We start from the raw sequence: 18,138 nt of genomic DNA, 5'->3' as shown, positions 1-18,138 counted from the left end.
TGGCCGGATCGCCTTCAGCCGCGCGAATTCGGTGCCGATAAGCGAAGTCTCAGGGAAGTTCGACGCGGCCCAAGGCGACCGCGTCGTGACCATCGCGCCGGTGCCGAGAGACGTCATGAGCCAAGAACCGACCGACTCCAGCACGATGTCAGCGACAGACCCGCAGGTGAGCAATACCGGCGCCGACGCGCTCGGCGCGATCACCGATTTTGAGAAAAGCATCCAGGGCCTGAAAAAGCTCTACGAAGAACGCAAGGAAATCGAAACACGGCTTATTGACTTGCAGTCGCGGCTGGTCGCCAAGGAAACCGAATTGGCGCAGCGCGATCGGGAACTCGAACAGGCCCGCAAGAACCACGCCGACGCCGATCAATCGTTGCGTCTGCTGCAGGAATCAGTCACCACAAAGGAAACGGCGCTCCAGGAGGCCGAGGATTCGCTCCGTGTTCTGACCGGAGAACTCGAAGCCCGCAAGCAACAGGAAGCAGCAAAGGCCGGGGAACAGGCACAGGAACAAGAAAAATCGAAGTCGCTTGCGAAAGAGCTGGATGAATTCGCCTCGGAATTGCAGAAACTGCAGAGCGATCTCGACAAGGACAAGGCGGAGCTCGCCGCTGCGCGAGAATCACTCGCCGAGCACGCGAAAGCCCTGAAAGATCGCGAAGCCGACCTGGATTCGCGGAACACAGAGATCGAGAGCGAGATCGCGCGCCGGAAAAGCGAACTGGACCAGCGCGCCGAGGAATTGAAATGCGCGCAGGCTGCAGCTTCGGAAGCCGCGGCGGCAGATTCCGAACTCGCCCGGCGCCTGACGGCCGAGACCGAAGCGAACGAACAGCTGCGATCCGATATCGAGCGGGTCGCACGTCGCTGCGCCACGCAGGAGGAGGTCCTGGCCGAATACGAGGAGCTTCTCGCCGTCGAGCGCACGCACATTCACGAGATCGTCTCCGCGATTCAGTCCAGGGACGCCGAACCCTCGGTGACGCGCTCGAAAATCGAAGAACTGAAGAAGTGCCTGGCCCACGAACGTCAAGAGCGCGACCGGCTTGTCCAGCGAATCGGGGAACTGCAGAACGCGGCAAAGTCTTCGAGCGCGGGCACGGCGGCAGCGGGTCGCGGGGCGACCGCGCTGCGCCAGCGCCGGCTGAAACGATGCCGCGCGATTCTGCGAGAACATGTCTCGAAGGTCCGCAAGGCGAGCGAAGTACTCGCCAAGCGTTTCGAGCAATGCGAACAGGTGCTGGCGCAGCGGGCTCAATTGGCCGCCACCAAACGTCAGCTCGAGGTTGCCGGCGCAGCCCTGGCGCGGCGAGCCGCCAGCAAGCGCGCCGGCATTCTCACCCTTTGCACCGTCGTTACCCTCGCCGTGCTCAGCGGGCTCTCCTGGTCGGTTGTCGGACAAGCATGGCCGGGCGATTTCGCGGCGAGAGCTGAGATCGTCGCCGATGGGCGCGGGCGCGAGCTCTCCGACCCCGAACTCGATGAATGGCGAAGATCGCTCGAAGCAACGCTTGCCGACCCGCAATTTGTGGAGACTGTGGCATCGCGCATGAAGCAGCGCGGCTACGAAACGCTCGGCAACGCGGGCGCTGTCCGAACACTCTTGACGACTTCATTCTCCCATGAATCACCGTCGCCGGGCACGCTCTCGCTCGAGATTCGAGCTCCCGGCCGTGAGAAATCCGCCCGCATGCTCGACATCATCAGCACCGCGCTCGCCAGCGATGCCAACGCGGCACGCGAGCATCGCGCGGACGGCGCAGTCACGCTCATCAAAGCGCCCGCCGCGGCGGGCACGCAACCGATTGACGACCAGCGACTCCCTCGCGCGGGGATGGTCCTTCTCGGCGCCGTGGTGCTGACCTGCGGCCTGGGATTTGGCATCTGGGGACGACTGTCGCGTGCCAAGCGGGAGTTCGAGCTCGGATCGCAGATCGACGAAGTGCTGGATGATGCGAAGTGGTCGGAGTTTACGGCTTCGACAACGGTCGGTCGTCCGGCCGCGGCGCCCACGAAATAGAAAACCCGGGGGTGGCCCGGGCTTCTTGATCGTTCGAATTCGGTTGGATTCGTTCAGATGGTCGAAGTGATCATCGCGAGATGTCCCTTCGCGGCATCCAAGCCGCGGGCCGTCACGTAAATGGCGAGCTGCTTGGGGTTGTACCCGCTCATCGAGACCGACTTGGTGATGATCTCGCCCTGTGAGGCGAACTCGGCAATCTGGTCCGTCACCTTGCCGTTGTCATCGAGCACAACCAGACGGATGGTCTCGTTCGGCGCCGTCACAATGTTGCGACAGAACAATCGCGCCGACTGCTTCTTCGAGTTGTACCAGACGGCCGCCTCACCCTTGAAATCGGGCTCCGAAGCCGCAAACGGGATCTTCTTGGTGTTGGCATTGAACACGGCGTCTGTGAGGTCCGCCGGCCCAAACATATCGACGAGCTTGTTCAACGCCGCGTCACTTCCATTCACTAATGCCAGCTTCTGCATCTGTGCATTCTGCTGGAACACCAGCACGGTGAGCACCAATGCCGCCGTTGCACACGCGAGGGTCGCGACGCGCCAAGCGCGGCTGACTCGCCGAACCGGATGAACGGTGGGGAGTTCGCGGCCGGCACCGTGCAGACGGCCGCGGGCCGCGCCCGCAACGCCCGCGATTTCGGCCCGGATGGCGCCCAGGATGCGAGCCCGCAGATCAACCGGTGGTTCGACATTCAACCGCAGGCGATCGGGCTTCACGAAGCGTGCCTGTTCGTCACGCAGCTGAGCACGGATCGCCGGCGAAGCACCGGCGAACGCCGCTTCAAACTCGGCCTGCTCGCGCTCGTCGAGAAGACCGAGTGCATCGAGCTGCGCTGCTTCAAAGAGTTCTTGCGTGTTCATACGGCAAATTCCTCGCTTCCACGTTCACGTAATCTGGTCAGAGCCCGGCTGAGCGCCGACTTGATGGTGCCAAGAGGCGTGTTCAATTCTTCCCCGATTTGTCTCAGCGTCTGCCCACCCAAGTAGGCGCGCTTCACGACAGTTCGCTGAAGCTCCGGGAGCGCATCGATGCGCCGGAGCATTTCCTTCATGTTCTCTTCGCGCTCGCCGCGGGTCTGTTCCTCGCTGCGATCGGGCACCGGGACCGGCGTGGACTCGTCCAGCATGCCCGGCTTGATCCTCGCCCGGCTGCGGCGCATCCGGTCGACGAGTTGCCGCCTCGAAATCAGCATCACCCACGTCACCAGCGCCGCCCGTTCGGCGTCGTATCGCTGAGCGGTCTTCCAAAGGCGCACGAAGATCTCCTGGACGGCGTCTTCGGCTTCGGCTCGGGTTGGCATCGACTGAAAGGCCATCTTGTAAACCAGACTCCCAAACCGGTCGTACAGCTCGGCGACGGCTCGTTCGTCACCTGCTGCCACGCGTTGCATCAAAGAGATGTCCTGCGCGGCCTGCTCACGATTGATCCGCCTGTCGGCCATGGTCGTCCCCCGACCCGGAAACCAAACAGATACGAATCCCGCGGACGAAGACGCGTCCGCAAGAAGAGGTACGGGAAGACTCCCGAACGTGATTCCAGAATCGCGGATTTGCGACCTTTTGGCAAGTGCGGACCGTAAGAATTCGGCCTTGTTCAAGCTCTGTCGTGTTCAGGTTATGATCGGTATGCATTGAAACGTCCGAATACGGGAATCCGCTTGCGGCCGATGGCCGATTTTGGTACCGTGGGCGTTGGTGCGGGACGAAGGCCCGCAGAGGAGGTTCGACGTTGCGGGATCGCGAGACCCAGGTTGGTCTCCTTGGCGCGACCCAAAAATCTTGGGGTGTTGCAGCGCGCGCAGCGTTCACCCTGATCGATCTGATGGTCTCGATCGTCATCATCGCTGTCCTGATCGGACTGCTCCTGCCTTCGATCGCCAAAATCAACGAAGCGACGCGGCGTGTTATGTGCCGCTCGAATATGCGGCAGGTATCGATCGGCGTTTCAATGTACGCCGGCGACAACCTGCAGTTCCTGCCGCGCAGCCAGTTTGTCTCATCTCTCGGCTCGGGCCGCGCCTCTTCCACGACCACCCTGCGTGTGGACGAATCGGGCGGCACCCGTGCGCCGCAGCTTTCCGACTACGACGGCCTCGGCCTTCTGTATTCACGTGAATACCTCCTGGCACCCAAGATCTTTTATTGCCCCTCGAACAAGGGCACCAATACTTTCTCGAAATTCGCTCCGCAGTGGGCCAAGCAGCCCGGCCCGATCATCGGGAACTTCCAGTACCGCGGCACGATGGCCGATGGCAACCGGCTGCTGAATGTTTCGACGGACGCAGCAGTGGGCGCGCTCATTTCCGACGCCCTCACAAGCGTGCAGGATTTCAGCCACGCTTCCGGTCTCAACGTGATGCGGGGCGATCTCAGCGTCACGTGGCTCGCGGACAATGACAAGAAAATCATCACCATGATTTCACGCGCCGGGAACAAGGACAAGAACGTCGGCGACACCTGGCCCATCATGGACGAAGCGATGGGGATGGTCGTGCTTGATCGCTAGTTTGATCTCGCAATCCAGCCCTACCCTCCGCGAATGAACAAACTTGTAGCGCTCGGTATCGTGGTCGCAACCGCATTTTTTGCAGCGGCGCCGTCTATCGCGCAGCTCACGCCCGACAGGCTGTACTACGGCATCAATCGCGAAGTCCCGATTGAGGTTTCCGTTCCCGAAGGCAAGGAAGGCGAAGCGGTGATCGAACTGCTCCGTCCCGTCACGGCGGAGAAAGCCGCGACCGCTTCGGTCCTGCCCGGCAAGGTTAATCTCGCCACGCTGTTTCCGAATCTCTGGAACACCAAAACGCCTTCGCTGCTCTACGCGCAGCTGTCGGTCGGGGGTGAGAAAATCGGACCGGCGCTTGTGCTCCAACCGATGGTCAGCCCGAAATACGCGTCGATGCAGCCCGGTTCTCGCGAACCCAAGTTCTCATCGAGCGGCGAGACCTACTCCGGCCTGCGCATCTACATCGACAAATACGTGCGGTTCGACACCGACAAGGGCGTCATCGAATTCGAGCTCCGTCCTGACGTCGCGCCGAACACCGCATGGAACTTCCGCGAACTCGCCGCGGGCGGGTTCTACACCGATGTGATCTTTCATCGCATCGTTCCCACGCGCCAGGATGGCCAGCCGTTTGTCATTCAGGTCGGAGACCCGACCGCGACCGGAACCGGCGGACCAGGATACCTGATCGATCTCGAGCCCAGCAACCTCCCACACGATTTCGGCGTGCTCTCAATGGCGCGCTCCGGCGATCCCAATTCGAATGGTTCGCAGGTCTTCGTCTGTCTGAGCAAGGGCGGCACGTCATTCCTCGACAAGAATTACACGAGTTTCGGACAGGCGATTCGGGGCGCCGATGTGATCCAGGCGATCGCCGCGGCACCGATCGGCGCCGAAGGCCGACCGCTCGACCCGATGCCGCGCATCAAATCCGCTTCGCTCGTGGATGCGGCGCCGTACGGCACCGGCCCCAAGCCGATCACGCTCGGCAACAGGAATTCTCCGTCGCTCGAAAGCAACCAACCGGCTAAAAGCGAAGCACCAGTCCAGCGCTGAGATACAGGCCCGGATCAACATCGACCTGGCCGAGCGTCACGCGCTGCGCATTCCGCTCCTTGAGCTTCTGATAGACCATCGCACCGACGCGTCCCTGCAGGGTCAAGTTGGGAATGGGCGTCCAATCCACGCCGAACGTCACGGGCACCCGCTCGTCGCTGGCGATGTCGCCTGGCCCGGAATCGTCGCTCGCGAGCCGGAACTCCGAAAAGTCGTAGCGTGCGCCCGCGCTAAACCGCCACACGTCATTCGGCGCGTAACTCAGATAGAGCCCCGGCTGATTCTCGTTTGAGAGACGCCACTGCTTGTTGATCTGCCAGTCGATCCCGACGATCGGGAAAACGTAGACGCCCCCGCCCAGCTTCGAGCGCACAAAGCAGCCCGCTGTCAGATCGAATCCCTCCGCCAACTGGAGAATGAGCGCCCCGCCTCCACCTCCGGTAAACCCATGGTCCCAGACCGCCGAGCCCTCGCCCGCGAAGTTGATCGTCCCGATGAGGATCGTCGAGATCGTCTCGCTCCATTGCGTCGAGAAGTTCGCGCCGATCGTGTACGACTGGATGTGGTTCCAGGGCTTGAAGTCTCCGGCTTCGAGAAAAGCGCCGCTCGAAAAATCGTACCACGACTGTTCCGCGCCCATCGTCACGCTGAATCGGTTCCGCGGCGGCACGGGCGCGGTAATCGTCAGCGCCGCGCCGGTTCGCAAGATCCCGACGCTTCCGCTGTCGTTGTCGAGGTCGCCCCGCAAGCGGTAGTTCACCGAAGCGTCGAGAACCGCCGTCACACGCTTGTCGCGCTCTTCAAAGCCCGGGCTCGCACCTTGAATGTCTTGCCGCGGCCGGGCCGTCGGCTCTTGCGCCGCGGCTCCGCGCGCCAACCCGCCCGCGATCAGGATGAACGAAAGTATGAGTCGGAAATGTGTATTCAAGTTTGGGCCGTCCTTGTCCCGCCGCGGCAGTCTAGCGAATTCTGGCTCCGGTTTTCGGGCCAAACCGACTTTTGCGCCCGGCGCGAGCTCGAAGCCCTCTTTCGCGACGAGGCAATGCAGGAAGGCGCGGCATCACGACTCGGAATCCCGATTGGCAATCGGCGTCGTGGTGTCCGATCGGCCGCGGCCGGCCTTTGCAGCGCGTAAACTTCCACCCCTTCGGGGCGGTAGCTCAGTTGGTAGAGCGCCAGCTTTGCAAGCTGGATGTCGGGAGTTCGAGTCTCCTCCGCTCCATTCCCCTGCATCCTCCTCTTCTCTTTCCCTTTCGCTTCGTTCCTCTCCCAGACACGCCACTCTCTTCAACCACACAAACTCCGACGTCTCAACCAGTTGCCACACTCCACGCCGATCCCACGAAAGCCGCTGATCCCGCAGGGTCAGGTTCGAGCCGAGGTTTTTGACGAATTCCGCTTTCTCGCGCTCGTCTTCGCTTCGTGCAATGGATGTGCCTTCAACTGAAGCCTTTACGAATCTTCTCATCGGTTCGAGCCACGAAACCGATTTTCCCGCTGCGAGTGCCGCCAAGCGATCCGCTCGCGATCGGTTTTCGGTTATCAGCTGGTTCTTCACGCCACGGAATTCGTCGAGACTGAGGTCGTTTGCCGCATAGGCCAGCATCACGCGTGCAAGTCTCTCGTCGCACACTCCCATCTCGTCGCGCACCTTCGCTTGTTCAACCTGGGATTCCGCCCGTTCGCTCGCCAGCAGACTCTCCATCTTGGCGAGCAATCGTTCTGCAGTCCTCGGATGCATTGAGCACGTCTCGATAATCTCATTGATTTGCTGCGTCGCCTTGTCTGCCCGCAAAAACCTTTGTTGGCAGCGGCCCCTCTTTTTTGTGCACCGCAGATACCGATGACCTTTCTGGGTCTCCATCGAGACCACGCAGCCGCACTCGCCGCACTTGAAGAGCTTCCGGAAGGCAAAGGGTTTGAATCGCTTGTTGTACGCCGCCCGCCCAATCTGCTTCCTGATGCGCTGGCAGCGTTCGAAGAGGTCCTGCGTGACCAAGGGCTCGTAAGCGCCGTCGTACAACTCCCCGCTGTATCGCATTACTCCGCAGTAGAACGGGTTCTGAAGGGCGTAATGGACTTTAGCGAGGGCGATGGGCCTGCCCCGCAAGCCCGCCGTTAGTCCCATGTCCAAGATCTTCTGGTGCAAGAACCGGACGGAGTACTTCCCTGTGGCGTATAACTCGAAGAGCTGCCGGATGATCGGCCCGTTGACCGGATGCGGGATGATCTGGCGGGCGACGCGATCGTTGAGATAACCGATTGGGGCCCCGGAAGGCCATCCACCCCGCCGGAGCTTGTGCTTCATCCCTCGCCGGATGTTCTCACTGAGATTGTCCACGTAGTACTTGGACTGACCGAACATCACCATGAGCATGAATTTGCCCTGGGCGTTCGACTCAAAACGGAACGTCACGAATCGCAAGTCGGCGATCTTCGCCGTGTCGACCAGGTGGATAATTCGGCCGGAGTCCAAGGCGTTTCTGGCGATCCGGTCTGGATGCCAAGCGATAATCCCGTTGGCTTCTCCCCGCTCTATCCGCTGGAGCATGGAATTGAAGATGGGCCGGCCTGGGTGCTTGGCGCTTTGCTTTTCCGTTAGGACTTCGACGACTTCCAGCCCATCCCTTTCAATGAGTGTCTTGACCTCTGCAAGCTGATCTTCGATCGATCGCTGTTGACGGTGGCCATCGTCCGTCGACTTGCGCGCGTAGACAAAATATCGCTTTCCCATCTCTTCCCCCTTGGCTGGAGTCGGCTGCGGGAGCCTTTGCGGTCCCACAGGTATTTGTACGCGGGTTCCCCGATCCGCGACGGCGTGAGTAGTTTGAAGACTTGCAATCATGGCATCCCGGTTCTTCACGCGCGGAGCCTGCCATGTCAACTCGCAATTGCGCAGAAAAACGCCGCCTACAGGGGCGGCGTTTGGCACACTCAAAATGGCAGATCCTTCAGTCAGGCCAAGGCGTACGCCTTGGCACGCTGAGAATCATCGCCCTTCGGAATTGTCTTGCCGTCCTTGTTGTACCGGTGGACCTTGCCCGCCTTAACAAGCTTCATGATGGCCTGGGCCACCGACGGCTTCGAGGAGGCTCTCGTGGCTTCAACGATTTGGTTCACGGTGACCGGCTTGTTGGCGTTTCCGAGGACCGCCAGAATTCCCTGCGTCACTGCCCCATGACCAGAGTGGTTGCCGGCAGCCTTGCGTCCGCCCAGCGATGACGCAGGCACCATCCCAAAGTCACGTTCTAACTGACGTTGGCGCTTGCCGAACTCAAGCACGTAGGAATGCACGCTTTTGCGATAATCCGCAAGCTCTTGTTCCTTCGCCTGTATTTTCTCTTTCGCGCCCTTAAGCGCCGCTTCCAATTCAGACAGTGACATTTCTGATGCGGACTTGCCCTTTGCCATAGAACTTTGCTCTCCCTGCCAGCTGGCAGCAAGCCACCCCGACCACGATTACGACAATGGAGTGTAGACAGTGTTGAACTGTCACTCCATGCGTTTATCAGAATGCATTAATTGCTGGACACCTACTTTGCAATTCACTCATTCGCGGCGGAGCATGAATTTCACGCGTCGCGTGAAGAAGGGCATGCTCCGCCTTTGATCCGCTCGCCGGGTGCGCCGTGCGGCGACACATCCCGGCTTCGCTTCATCCCGACCCCTGCGTGAGCAGCGGCGATCGTGGGATCGGCGTGGTAAAGAAGGAAATCCTGTGTGGCAACAAGCGAGCACTTAAGACGTCGGAGTTTGTGTGGTTGAAGAGAGTGGCGTGTCTGGGAGAGGAACGAAGCGAAAGGGAAAGAGAAGAGGAGGATGCAGGGGAATGGAGGTTACTCTCCACCGCTCGAACGATCCTCGCGGCGGAGACCTCGGGGAAACAATGACGGAATTACCTTTCCGCTGCAAGCGAACAGATCTGCGAACACGCCTTAGGGGAGATGTGTGAGGGGGCTGTGGGTTTGGTTGGCGGGGATCGCCTCCTCCCCTGGGCTGAATTCGCGCACACCGCGCCGCGCTCCGCGCGGCGGTCACGCGGGCAAGCGGCCCCTCCTCGCCCCGAGCCCCACTCCTACCCCCCATCTATGAGCAGGCTCTTGTCAAGGCGATCGCGGGAAAAAATCGGGATCACTCCAACCATCTATCCGGCATCACCGCACGAGGTGCGCCACATTGCAAATGCGGGTCGGCCCCATTCACCCAAACAGCCTTTGCGGCTATGGGGGGAACCACGGGGTCCGACCTCTTGATCCCGCATGTCCGTGACAAGCCTGACAATGACGATTCTCTCGGCACCCGTCGGACGATTCTACGCCTTCGGCAAGAAGACCCCTCCGACGGGTGCCGAGAGAACGTGTTCCTCCTCTCACGACACAGAGATGTCTCTCGATCTCCGAATTGACGCATCATGGCATCCGAGAAGGACGCCTCACAACTGCGCTGAAACTGTCTCATGCAAACTACACTGGCCGCATAATCGCCCTATAGATGCAACCAAAATCGTCCCAATAATATAGTCCAAGTTCCAAATGCCACCGCCACTTTGAACTTGCCATCACAATCGTCGCTAGCTTTCCGCGTCAATTCAGGAATTTGATATTACGCTCATTTTCTTTTCGGCTTTAAGCGCTTTCACTACACAAGCGCAACTTGGCGAAGGAGAATCGGCGGCATACTAAGGCCCCGTAAGCATTTCTTTTTCTTCAATACTACTCACGTTGCCTTGTTCATCTAATTTAAATGTGTAGGACATGCTTTTTGTCACCATTCCCTGTCTCGACACATTGCGCCGAATTGCCCGAATAACGTTATTTTCCTTCTCGTATCCGCATTCGATGCCGCGAGATTGCAACGCTTTCATAGCCGCTTCCTTTGACATTCCGATCGTGACAACATCTCGCATAGCGTCGCCTTCGCCGGTCCGGTTACGAGCTGGACACCCAGCGATCAATGCAGCCACAATTGCTATTGTAAATATTTGTCTAATTCTGATCATTGGAATTTCATCCGAAAAACAATTACAAAAACAAATCTATCGAATCGACGGCGGTGCGGGCGTTGGTGGTGGACGATGGGGGATGGTGGTCGGCAACAGGTTATTGTCTGAACCTGGCGCCCAAACAGGGGAGATTGGCCGCGGAAATCCTGATTTTTCAAGAATTGAGTGAGCTACCGAATTGCTATTGTCGCCAATCGGATTATATGGTATTTTACAATTCTGTATTTTATTTAGTGCGTCAAGCAAACGCTTATTGATTTCGTCACAACTTGCTGCGTCGTCTTGAAGGACGAGCTTTGGCACGTTGGGGTTATTGCCGTCCCAGTCAATAGTTCCAGGCGCAAAAGGACCGCTACTTGTGTCAATCGGCCCCCATGGCCCATATCCGTTTCCGTTAGCAGGCCCCCCCCCGTCGCTAACCCCCGGACTTGTTCCATTTGCTTCCGGACTAGAGCCGCTTCGACTATCCCCAGGGGTGCTAGCCCCCCCAGGACCGCTTGTGGTAGAACGCGAAGGTCCAGAGGAAGGGGAGGACGTCGGCCCTCCACGAAAATACGTTTGGGAACCATCTGCAGATGTCGTCACGACGTATGCATGATAATAATGCAGCAAGCCGTTTCCGATGTCGGCATAACGTACTTCAACTTTACATAGCCCGCTTGGATCGACAAATCTTATTGGAATTGATCCAACGTATTGAAACAAATTGCTACCATCTAGATATTCAATATAGTCTCGAGAAATCCAAGTCCCTCTTTCAAAGTCGCAAATACGATTTCGAACGAAAAATTGGGCAGTTTCTCCGTTCCATATATACCCCCCATACCCGATCCTGCTATCCACATTGTCGCTGGCCGTCGAGCTGCGGTTGGACAGCTGCCCCGTCTCGACACCAAGCAGGTTGGTGTAGTGCGGCACCCAGATCGCGTAGTCCGTGTCGTCCACTATGCCGTCCTGGTTCAGGTCGCAGACCGCCCAGGCCTCTCCGCTCTTGCTGCCGCCGGCGGTGTATCCGACAACCAATTCGTTGTAGCTCGTGCTGAAGATCGCGAAGTCCGCGTCCTCCACGAGCCCGTCGTGGTTGAAATCCCCGACGCTCGCCGTCTTGGGAACTCCGTAACTCGTGTACTTCGGCCGCTCGACGATCTCGCCGTTCTCCTTGGAGATCGCCACCACATCGTGCCGCCAGTTCTGCAGGTAGTAGAGCCGATCGGCGAGGCTCGCTCCGGCGGCATCGCTCAAGAGATCGCCGTTGTCCCGCTCGCGCAGGATCACGTCGTCGATGTACGAGGATGACCCTCGCCCGTCCATGCCGGCGTTATGGTAGACGAACCGCTCGTGCGGCTTGTCCGGGTCGTCCCCATGCTTGAACGTCGCGACGATCCGCCAGCTGTCGTCGTAGACCTGATCGACCCAGACGTTGTCCGTGCTGCCCACGCCGTCCAGGTCCCCGTCCAGATCCGTGTCCAGCTTGTACGCGATCCTGTGACCCAGGCCGTTGTAACGGGACTCTTCGATGAGCGTGCCGCGCGCTCCCGAGGTTCCCCGCGTGTGCACGTACCGCAATCTCCCGAACGCGTCGTACGTGTACACCCTCTCTCCGTCGTCGGTCAATTGACCGGCCTTGTTGTAGACAAACGGAGTTGTCACCGGTGTCCCGGTATCCACCGTCCTTGTCGCGATCTCGTTCACCGCCGTGTTCGTCCGCGTCTCTTCACGGGTCGCGGTCGTCGGGTTGACCGCATCGGCAAAGTCCTTGAACTCCAGCCAGTTCCCGGTGTGGGAGAGACTCCAGGTCTGTTTGAACGTCTGGCTGCTAATTGATCCGGACGCCAGCGTTCCCTCTTGCGCCGCGACCAATCGGTGCAGCCCGTCATTGACGTAGAGCACGTCGGTTCCCGGTGTCACCCGGTCCTGCGTGCTGGTGATGTCGCCGCCGGAAGAGTAGTTCACGTTCGTCCGGTACGCGTACCACTCGATGGGGCTGCTTCCATCCGTCGACTCTCTTCCCCAGCGGCTTTCCTTGACCCGGTTGAACCGGTCCAGCCCCACCCCCGTGATTGCGGAGGTATTTGTCGCCAGGGGGCCGTCCGCGAACAGACGGCTCGTGTACCCGGGCTCCTCGAGCATCGTCCCGACGAGCTGCGCAGCGCCGAGGTAGGAATAGCTCGCCGCGGCGATCTCCCCGTCTCCCATCAAGTACACCTCCTCGACCCGCCCGGCCAAATCGTTCAGGTTTCCTTGGAATTCATTGGGAGTCGACGATGAAGTGAAATATCGATACGCCACCACCGCCGACGCGTTGTGCGGCGTCGGGCTTCCCGTCGTCGCTCCGGGCAGCGTCATCGCGGTGCGGCGGACCGATTGCCTGCCGACGAACCCCGACGAACTGGGCGCCGCGCGGCTGTTGGTGTACGACACGGCGTACCCGTCCGGCGTCGGCGATGCGATCGCTCCGTCGGTCTGCTGCCGAATCTCCGTCAGCATCCCGTAGTCGTCGTACGCGTACTTCACCTGATCCGTCGGATCGTCGCTGTCGTCGTACTGCGTGACTTTTTCAACCAGCCCGCGCTCGTCGTACTCGAGCCCGATCTTCACGACATCCGACGCGGTCATCGCGCCCGACGGCGCGGCGGTCGGCGAACCGGTCGGGTCGTACGTCGAACCAAAGCTCGCAACGCGCGTCGCGATCACTCTTCCCGTGTTGTCGCGGTCGGTGAAGATGACGTTGTCGAGCTGGTCTTTGCTCCACGCCGCCTCGCCCAGCGCGTTGTAGGCGACATGCACCGTCGCTGTTGACCCCGAACTCGTCGTCCCGTCCGGATACACCGTCCGATTGAGCAGCTTGCCGGTTGCGATGGAAGATGCGTACGCCGAAGCGCCCGAGCTCGAGTCACCCAGCGTTCCCTTCGTCGTCCCGTAGTGATACTCCGTCACCTGCGGCCCCGCGGCCGTCGGGCCCGATCCGGAAATCTGCGACGCGGGAATCACCGCCGTCATCGATGTCAGCAGGCCATTCGTGTAGGCATACTCAACGATCTGATCGTCGTCGTCGTAGGTTCCGCCGCCCGCCGTTCCGTTAACGTAGTTCCGTGTCACCTTTTCCACGCGGCCGTCGTCCGTGTACTCCGTCTTTGTCTTCTTCCCATCCGCATCGATCGCGATCTCCAGATCACCTGCCGCGTTGTACCTATTCTCCATCACCAGCACGTCGGCCGTGCTCGACGAGGGGATAGACCCCGGGATGGACGCCGCGGTTCCCGAACATGCCGTCGGCGTGAGCGGGTCGTAGTCCGTGAATCCGCCGGCTCCTCCATGCCCCCAGAACCCCGCAAACGTCACGCGATTGAGATCGTCGTAGAAGTAGGTCGTCAGCTGCATCCGCCCTTTCACGTCCGCAGCGGCAATCGACGTCGGGAAAACATCATCATTCCCGTGCAAGTCGCCCATCGTGCCGAGCGTGCTCGATGTCCAATTCAAGTGCTCGGCCTGCGAACGGCTGATCTGAACCCTGCCGAGCAGGTTGCCTGTCGCCGGCTCGTACACGCTCTGCTGCAGTTCGAGCACGACGTCCGCGGCGCCGCCGTTTCCGTTCACCAGCGTCCCCACCGTCGCGCTGTAGTCGTTCGTGTAGCTACTCATGTGCCCATCGCTGATTCCCGTCCCGTCCGCAGCAAGCGTCCAGCGGCGCAGCACCCGACCCAGGCCGTCGTACCGCATCTTGCTCAGGCTTGTCCCCGTCGTCTTGATGAGCCGCCCGACCGGGTCGTACCGGAACAAGCTCATCAGCGCGTTCGAGCTGTCCGTCTCAATCGCGCCGCTCGACTGGTTGATCCGGTGCATTACCGTCTTCCACACCTGACCACGGCCGTCGTATAGGGTCTCCGAGAGCGACAGCCGATCTGTTCCCGTCGATGTCGGGTCCGTCGCCGCCGTCACCGATGCGGTGCTCTTGTACGTCGCCTGCGCGATGACACGCCCGAGGTTGTCGTACTTCCGCACCAGGGTTGGCGCGTCCGTCCGTTTCTCCACGATCACCCGGCCGCGGTAATCGCGGAGGTATTCCGTGATGCGCTGATCGGAGTCATCGCCCCAATTTCCGTCGGCATCTTGCGTCGTTTTCGAAAGCCAGCCATCGCTCGCGCCCTCGCCCGGGATGTACTCGAATGTGGCAACCTTTGTCATGTTCCCGCCCGAACTTGGGCTCGTTCGACCGGTGCCGATTGTTTCATCAATGTCATCGGTCCCGATCCATCGCTCGACGGCTAGCCCGCGATAGTCATAGACGGTGCGTGTGATCGTGCCGGTGGGGTCTGTCACTCGTCCTGCCCGACCTACCGCGTCATATTCATACTTGCTGACTTCGGCGTTCGCCGCGGTCAGATACACCCATGAACCCGTGCCGCCGGAACCCCAGTCTGTCACCGCGTCGGTGCTTGTTCCCGTCAGAATGGTGTGATAAACGCGCGATTGCTGAAGCTGGACACCGGAACGATTGTAAATGTTAACGCGCAAACGTGAGATCGCCGCGGGACTCTGGATGGCGGTAAGCACGTTCTCGGCTTCAACATCGATCCAGGAGGTTGGCGCGGTCGTGGAATACGAGAAGTAACCCCCTCCGCCGTCAGAATCGCCGGCAATCGCCAACTCGGCGTCTACTTCCACCTTGCCCGCCAGATTCTCGACGCGATACGAGACCGGCCCGAAAAACCTTTCTTCGGAACCGGTGTCGATCACCATCGGCACTGTCATTGTGATCTTGCGACCATCCGGAGCTGTGAAGTAGTAGAACCGCTCGGAGCGATCTGAAACCGACGCGGTCGGTGGCAATTGATGCTTGGTCAGCCTTCCGACTCCGTCGTACTCGTATTCATGCACCAAGTGTTGGCCGCTACTGGGGAAATCCGGCGTGATGCCGAACGCTGTTGTAACCCCGGTCGGAATATCGCTGGAGCCTGACTTGACGTCCTGAATGCTCCGCGTCAACTGACCCGCGTAGTTGTACTCGAAGTAGGTCCACCGCCCATCTTCGGAGCGCCGAAATGCCGTACGGCCATCCCGATACCGATACTCCGTGGAGACCACGGCGCTTCCCGAGCCGTTTTCCGAGCTGGAAACCGTGCGGGAAGTCGCGATGCTCATGATCAAGTAACCGGGATCCGTGCCCGCGGACCATGTTGTGTATGAATAAGTCGTGTCTTCGCTTGCTCCAGACGTCGACTCTGTCGTGTAGGCCTTGGTTTCCAGTGGGAGCGAGAACGGGGCACGCACATGGTCGCCGGACCAGTCTGCCCCATCTGGAGGCAAAAGCACATTGACGGACCACGCTGAGCCGCTCTTGAACGTCGCGTCATCTTGCACAACTGCTGTCCCTGTTGCTCCGATGGATGTACTCCGCTGCGTCGGCGTCCCTGCAAGCAAATCTGTAGCAGCCTTTGTCGCTCGTTCTGCGATATCGCCCGACGATGTCCCGGTTGGATACGCCGTCATATAACCGACCTGTTGCACCAATCCCGCCTCAGGCAAGACTCGAATATCCCCGCCTTCGGGATTGAATGTCTCGGGATCAATCGCGCTCGGAGAAAAAATCGCTTGAACTCGATCTCGAACATCGCGATCCGTCACCGTCGCCTGCCACTTGGCGCTGCTCCAGTCGGTTTCGTAGGTGGCGTACGTATCCGAGACGTACTCGCCAACCTGCTGCTGGTATCCATCGAACAGACGTGTGCGAAATGTCCCGTCAGCGCGGATTTCGTATGACTTCTTAGTATCGTAAGCGTCCTTCGCAGACGGGGCCGTTTCCGAGCCAAGTCGCGTCCAGACAAAGCCGTTCGCGTTAAAAACTGGCTCCCCGTCGTTCAACTGATCTGCACTGCCCGATTCGTAGAAAAACTGCCAGGCTCGTGACGCTTCACCGCCGCAGCCGCATCCCGACTGTTGCAAAACGCGGGTACCGTTCTTTTGGTCATAGTCGACACCTTCGGGTGCTTCATATAAAACTTCGCTGGTGGACAAGTCGATCCAAGCAGTGACGCCGTACTGAAGCCAAGTGCTCGCGTAATTGATGAGCTCGTCGTCGTGAATATCTTCAAGCTCAGTTAGACCGTGTTCCTGTTCGAGCAGGAGGCGTCGCATTCCTTCTGGTCCAACGATCGCTTTCAGCTGATGGCATGGCGACGTGGCGTCCAGTGGATACGGAGGAATCGCGCCGGTCGTTGGCTCGCTACCCGTGTAATAGCGATAATACGTGTGCTCTACGAGATCTCCGCTATTTGTCGGTGTGGTAACGGTAACGAGTCTCAGATCACCATGCCCCCCACAGCCGTCTGGAAAATCGGGAAATGTCTCGTGGAGTGGCGGCCATTGCGTAATAAGATCATCATAATAATTGTAATCGATGGTGCGCACGATGATCGGTTCTTCGTCTTGCGTCTGAATCGTAATCTTGGCCAGTCGATAGGGGGGCCTTGTGCCATACTCGTAGACGTATTTGTTTCCACCCTGCTGGATAACAGAATTTACTCTGGTCACGACCTGCGCAGCGCCGTAGTACCCGCTGCCGCCAAGTCCAGTGATGATTGCATCGAATCCTTCGTTCGCAGCCTCGAGCGGATCGTCGGGGTCGCCGACGTAGAGAACATTGGATCCGCTGGTTCCCTTTGGCCGCTCAAGCTTCCACAACTGACCGGTTGCGAGGCGGTTCTTGTATGTCAAGGTCACAAACGGATCGGGCTCGTCCGTGTCGTCGTAGAAGCCGAAGAAAGTCATCTTCGTCCCATCCGTACCGTAATACTCGACGAGCGGAGGGATTTCATCCGGACTTGTCACGCGCGGCTTGGCCAGAAGGACGCCGGACTCTCCATTGACGCCCACAAAAAGAATGGAATGGACCGTATCAGTTGGAGAATCTTTGTACCGCCCGCCGGTGATTCCTGAGGCAACCGCGGGATATCGACGAAATGTCTTGTAGCCCCCCTGCGGCGTGGACATCGTGATGTAATCTTTTCTGTATTCGTCTGCTGAGAACCGCTGCAGCTCCGGCCGCAGTCCGTCCGTTCCCCCGTTCCCCAGGTTGCCGATCCCCTCGACTAAGTCACACTCGCCCAGTCCGGGCCACGGAACCCCGATCGAAGGGCGGAGGTACGAGATGCTGCAAAACGCATCGCCGCGCACTTGAATGCCGCAGAACACCGCGGGTTGGAATGGAGACGGCAGGTCAAAGTCCTGCGGCGGCGTGATGTAGACCCCGTCGCCCGCGTCGTATCCGGACCCTGGTTTGTCACATCCACCCGGGCAATTCAGGTTCTTCGGAACACCGGAATCACGCGGCTGCGGCTTGTCCGTGATCGGAGAATAGCTGCAACTGGAGGTTTCACCGGCTGGCCCTTTGTCGGACTTCGCCGTATCAGCATCGGGTTGGCAAGGCGGGATGTCGTCTGCGTGAGAAATAACGGCAATTCCCGCCGTCCAAAGAAGGCTCGCCACAATCGCGCCGCAGCGAACCAAGTTGGGCTTTGATCGACTATTCGAGCTTGATTTTTGCCCC

9 protein-coding genes, 1 tRNA gene and 1 pseudogene are annotated in these 18,138 nt (G+C 59.7%); 4 read left to right on the top strand and 7 right to left on the bottom strand.

Annotation, left to right across the window (positions count from 1 at the left end; translation table 11 throughout):
* The first annotated feature begins 115 nt into the window (after positions 1-115).
* Positions 116-2,023 carry a hypothetical protein gene (locus KF691_03525; protein ID MBX3388507.1) on the top strand — a complete coding sequence of 636 codons (1,908 nt, stop codon included), beginning with the start codon at positions 116-118 and terminating at the stop codon, positions 2,021-2,023.
* A gap of 53 nt (positions 2,024-2,076) precedes the next feature.
* Here KF691_03525 and KF691_03520 read toward each other — a convergent pair whose 3' ends face one another.
* A complete protein-coding gene (locus KF691_03520) occupies positions 2,077-2,889 on the bottom strand; it encodes a hypothetical protein (protein ID MBX3388506.1) in 813 nt (270 codons plus the stop codon).
* Positions 2,886-3,470 carry a sigma-70 family RNA polymerase sigma factor gene (locus KF691_03515; GenBank protein ID MBX3388505.1) on the bottom strand — a complete coding sequence of 195 codons (585 nt, stop codon included), beginning with the start codon at positions 3,468-3,470 and terminating at the stop codon, positions 2,886-2,888. Before KF691_03515 ends, KF691_03520 begins: the two co-directional genes overlap by 4 nt.
* Before the next feature lie 287 nt (positions 3,471-3,757).
* On the opposite strand from KF691_03515, the gene KF691_03510 reads away from it, so the two are divergent.
* Together KF691_03510 and KF691_03505 are read left to right on the top strand one after the other, a co-directional pair.
* Positions 3,758-4,534, top strand: coding sequence for a type II secretion system protein (locus KF691_03510; GenBank protein MBX3388504.1), 777 nt, complete (start codon positions 3,758-3,760; stop codon positions 4,532-4,534).
* Positions 4,535-4,567: 33 nt separating this feature from the next.
* Complete coding sequence (locus tag KF691_03505; protein ID MBX3388503.1) at positions 4,568-5,590, top strand: peptidylprolyl isomerase; 1,023 nt, start codon at positions 4,568-4,570, stop codon at positions 5,588-5,590.
* Here the strand turns inward: KF691_03505 and KF691_03500 are convergent.
* Positions 5,562-6,518: a hypothetical protein gene (locus KF691_03500; GenBank protein MBX3388502.1), complete on the bottom strand. Its 957-nt coding sequence runs from the start codon at positions 6,516-6,518 to the stop codon at positions 5,562-5,564. The two genes, KF691_03505 and KF691_03500, sit on opposite strands and share 29 nt — an antisense overlap.
* A 221-nt stretch (positions 6,519-6,739) precedes the next feature.
* On the opposite strand from KF691_03500, the gene KF691_03495 reads away from it, so the two are divergent.
* Positions 6,740-6,812, top strand: a tRNA-Ala gene (locus tag KF691_03495).
* 1,056 nt (positions 6,813-7,868) lie between these two features.
* Here KF691_03495 and KF691_03490 read toward each other — a convergent pair.
* The 4 genes and pseudogenes from KF691_03490 to KF691_03475 all read right to left on the bottom strand — a co-directional run bounded on the left by KF691_03490 (position 7,869) and on the right by KF691_03475 (position 18,077).
* Positions 7,869-8,435 (bottom strand): annotated as a pseudogene (locus KF691_03490) (recombinase family protein).
* 110 nt (positions 8,436-8,545) lie between these two features.
* A complete protein-coding gene (locus tag KF691_03485) occupies positions 8,546-9,001 on the bottom strand; it encodes a hypothetical protein (GenBank protein MBX3388501.1) in 456 nt (151 codons plus the stop codon).
* Positions 9,002-10,268: 1,267 nt separating this feature from the next.
* On the bottom strand, positions 10,269-10,553 hold the full coding sequence (locus tag KF691_03480; GenBank protein MBX3388500.1) for a hypothetical protein: 285 nt from the start codon (positions 10,551-10,553) through the stop codon (positions 10,269-10,271).
* 72 nt (positions 10,554-10,625) lie between these two features.
* Positions 10,626-18,077: a hypothetical protein gene (locus KF691_03475; protein ID MBX3388499.1), complete on the bottom strand. Its 7,452-nt coding sequence runs from the start codon at positions 18,075-18,077 to the stop codon at positions 10,626-10,628.
* Positions 18,078-18,138 lie beyond the last annotated feature (61 nt).

This window comes from Phycisphaeraceae bacterium, assembly GCA_019636555.1.
Lineage (GTDB): Bacteria > Planctomycetota > Phycisphaerae > Phycisphaerales > UBA1924 > JAFEBO01.
The sequence above is the reverse complement of the archived record's forward strand: the minus strand, read 5'-3'. Positions and strand labels throughout refer to the sequence as shown.

Excerpts from the sequence above, each read along its gene's own strand:
- KF691_03485 (MBX3388501.1), bottom strand. The coding sequence starts at position 9,001 with ATGGCAAAGGGCAAGTCCGCATCAGAAATGTCACTGTCTGAATTGGAA.
- KF691_03525 (MBX3388507.1), top strand. The coding sequence starts at position 116 with ATGAGCCAAGAACCGACCGACTCCAGCACGATGTCAGCGACAGACCCG.
- KF691_03505 (MBX3388503.1), top strand. The coding sequence starts at position 4,568 with ATGAACAAACTTGTAGCGCTCGGTATCGTGGTCGCAACCGCATTTTTT.
- KF691_03515 (MBX3388505.1), bottom strand. The coding sequence starts at position 3,470 with ATGGCCGACAGGCGGATCAATCGTGAGCAGGCCGCGCAGGACATCTCT.
- KF691_03520 (MBX3388506.1), bottom strand. The coding sequence starts at position 2,889 with ATGAACACGCAAGAACTCTTTGAAGCAGCGCAGCTCGATGCACTCGGT.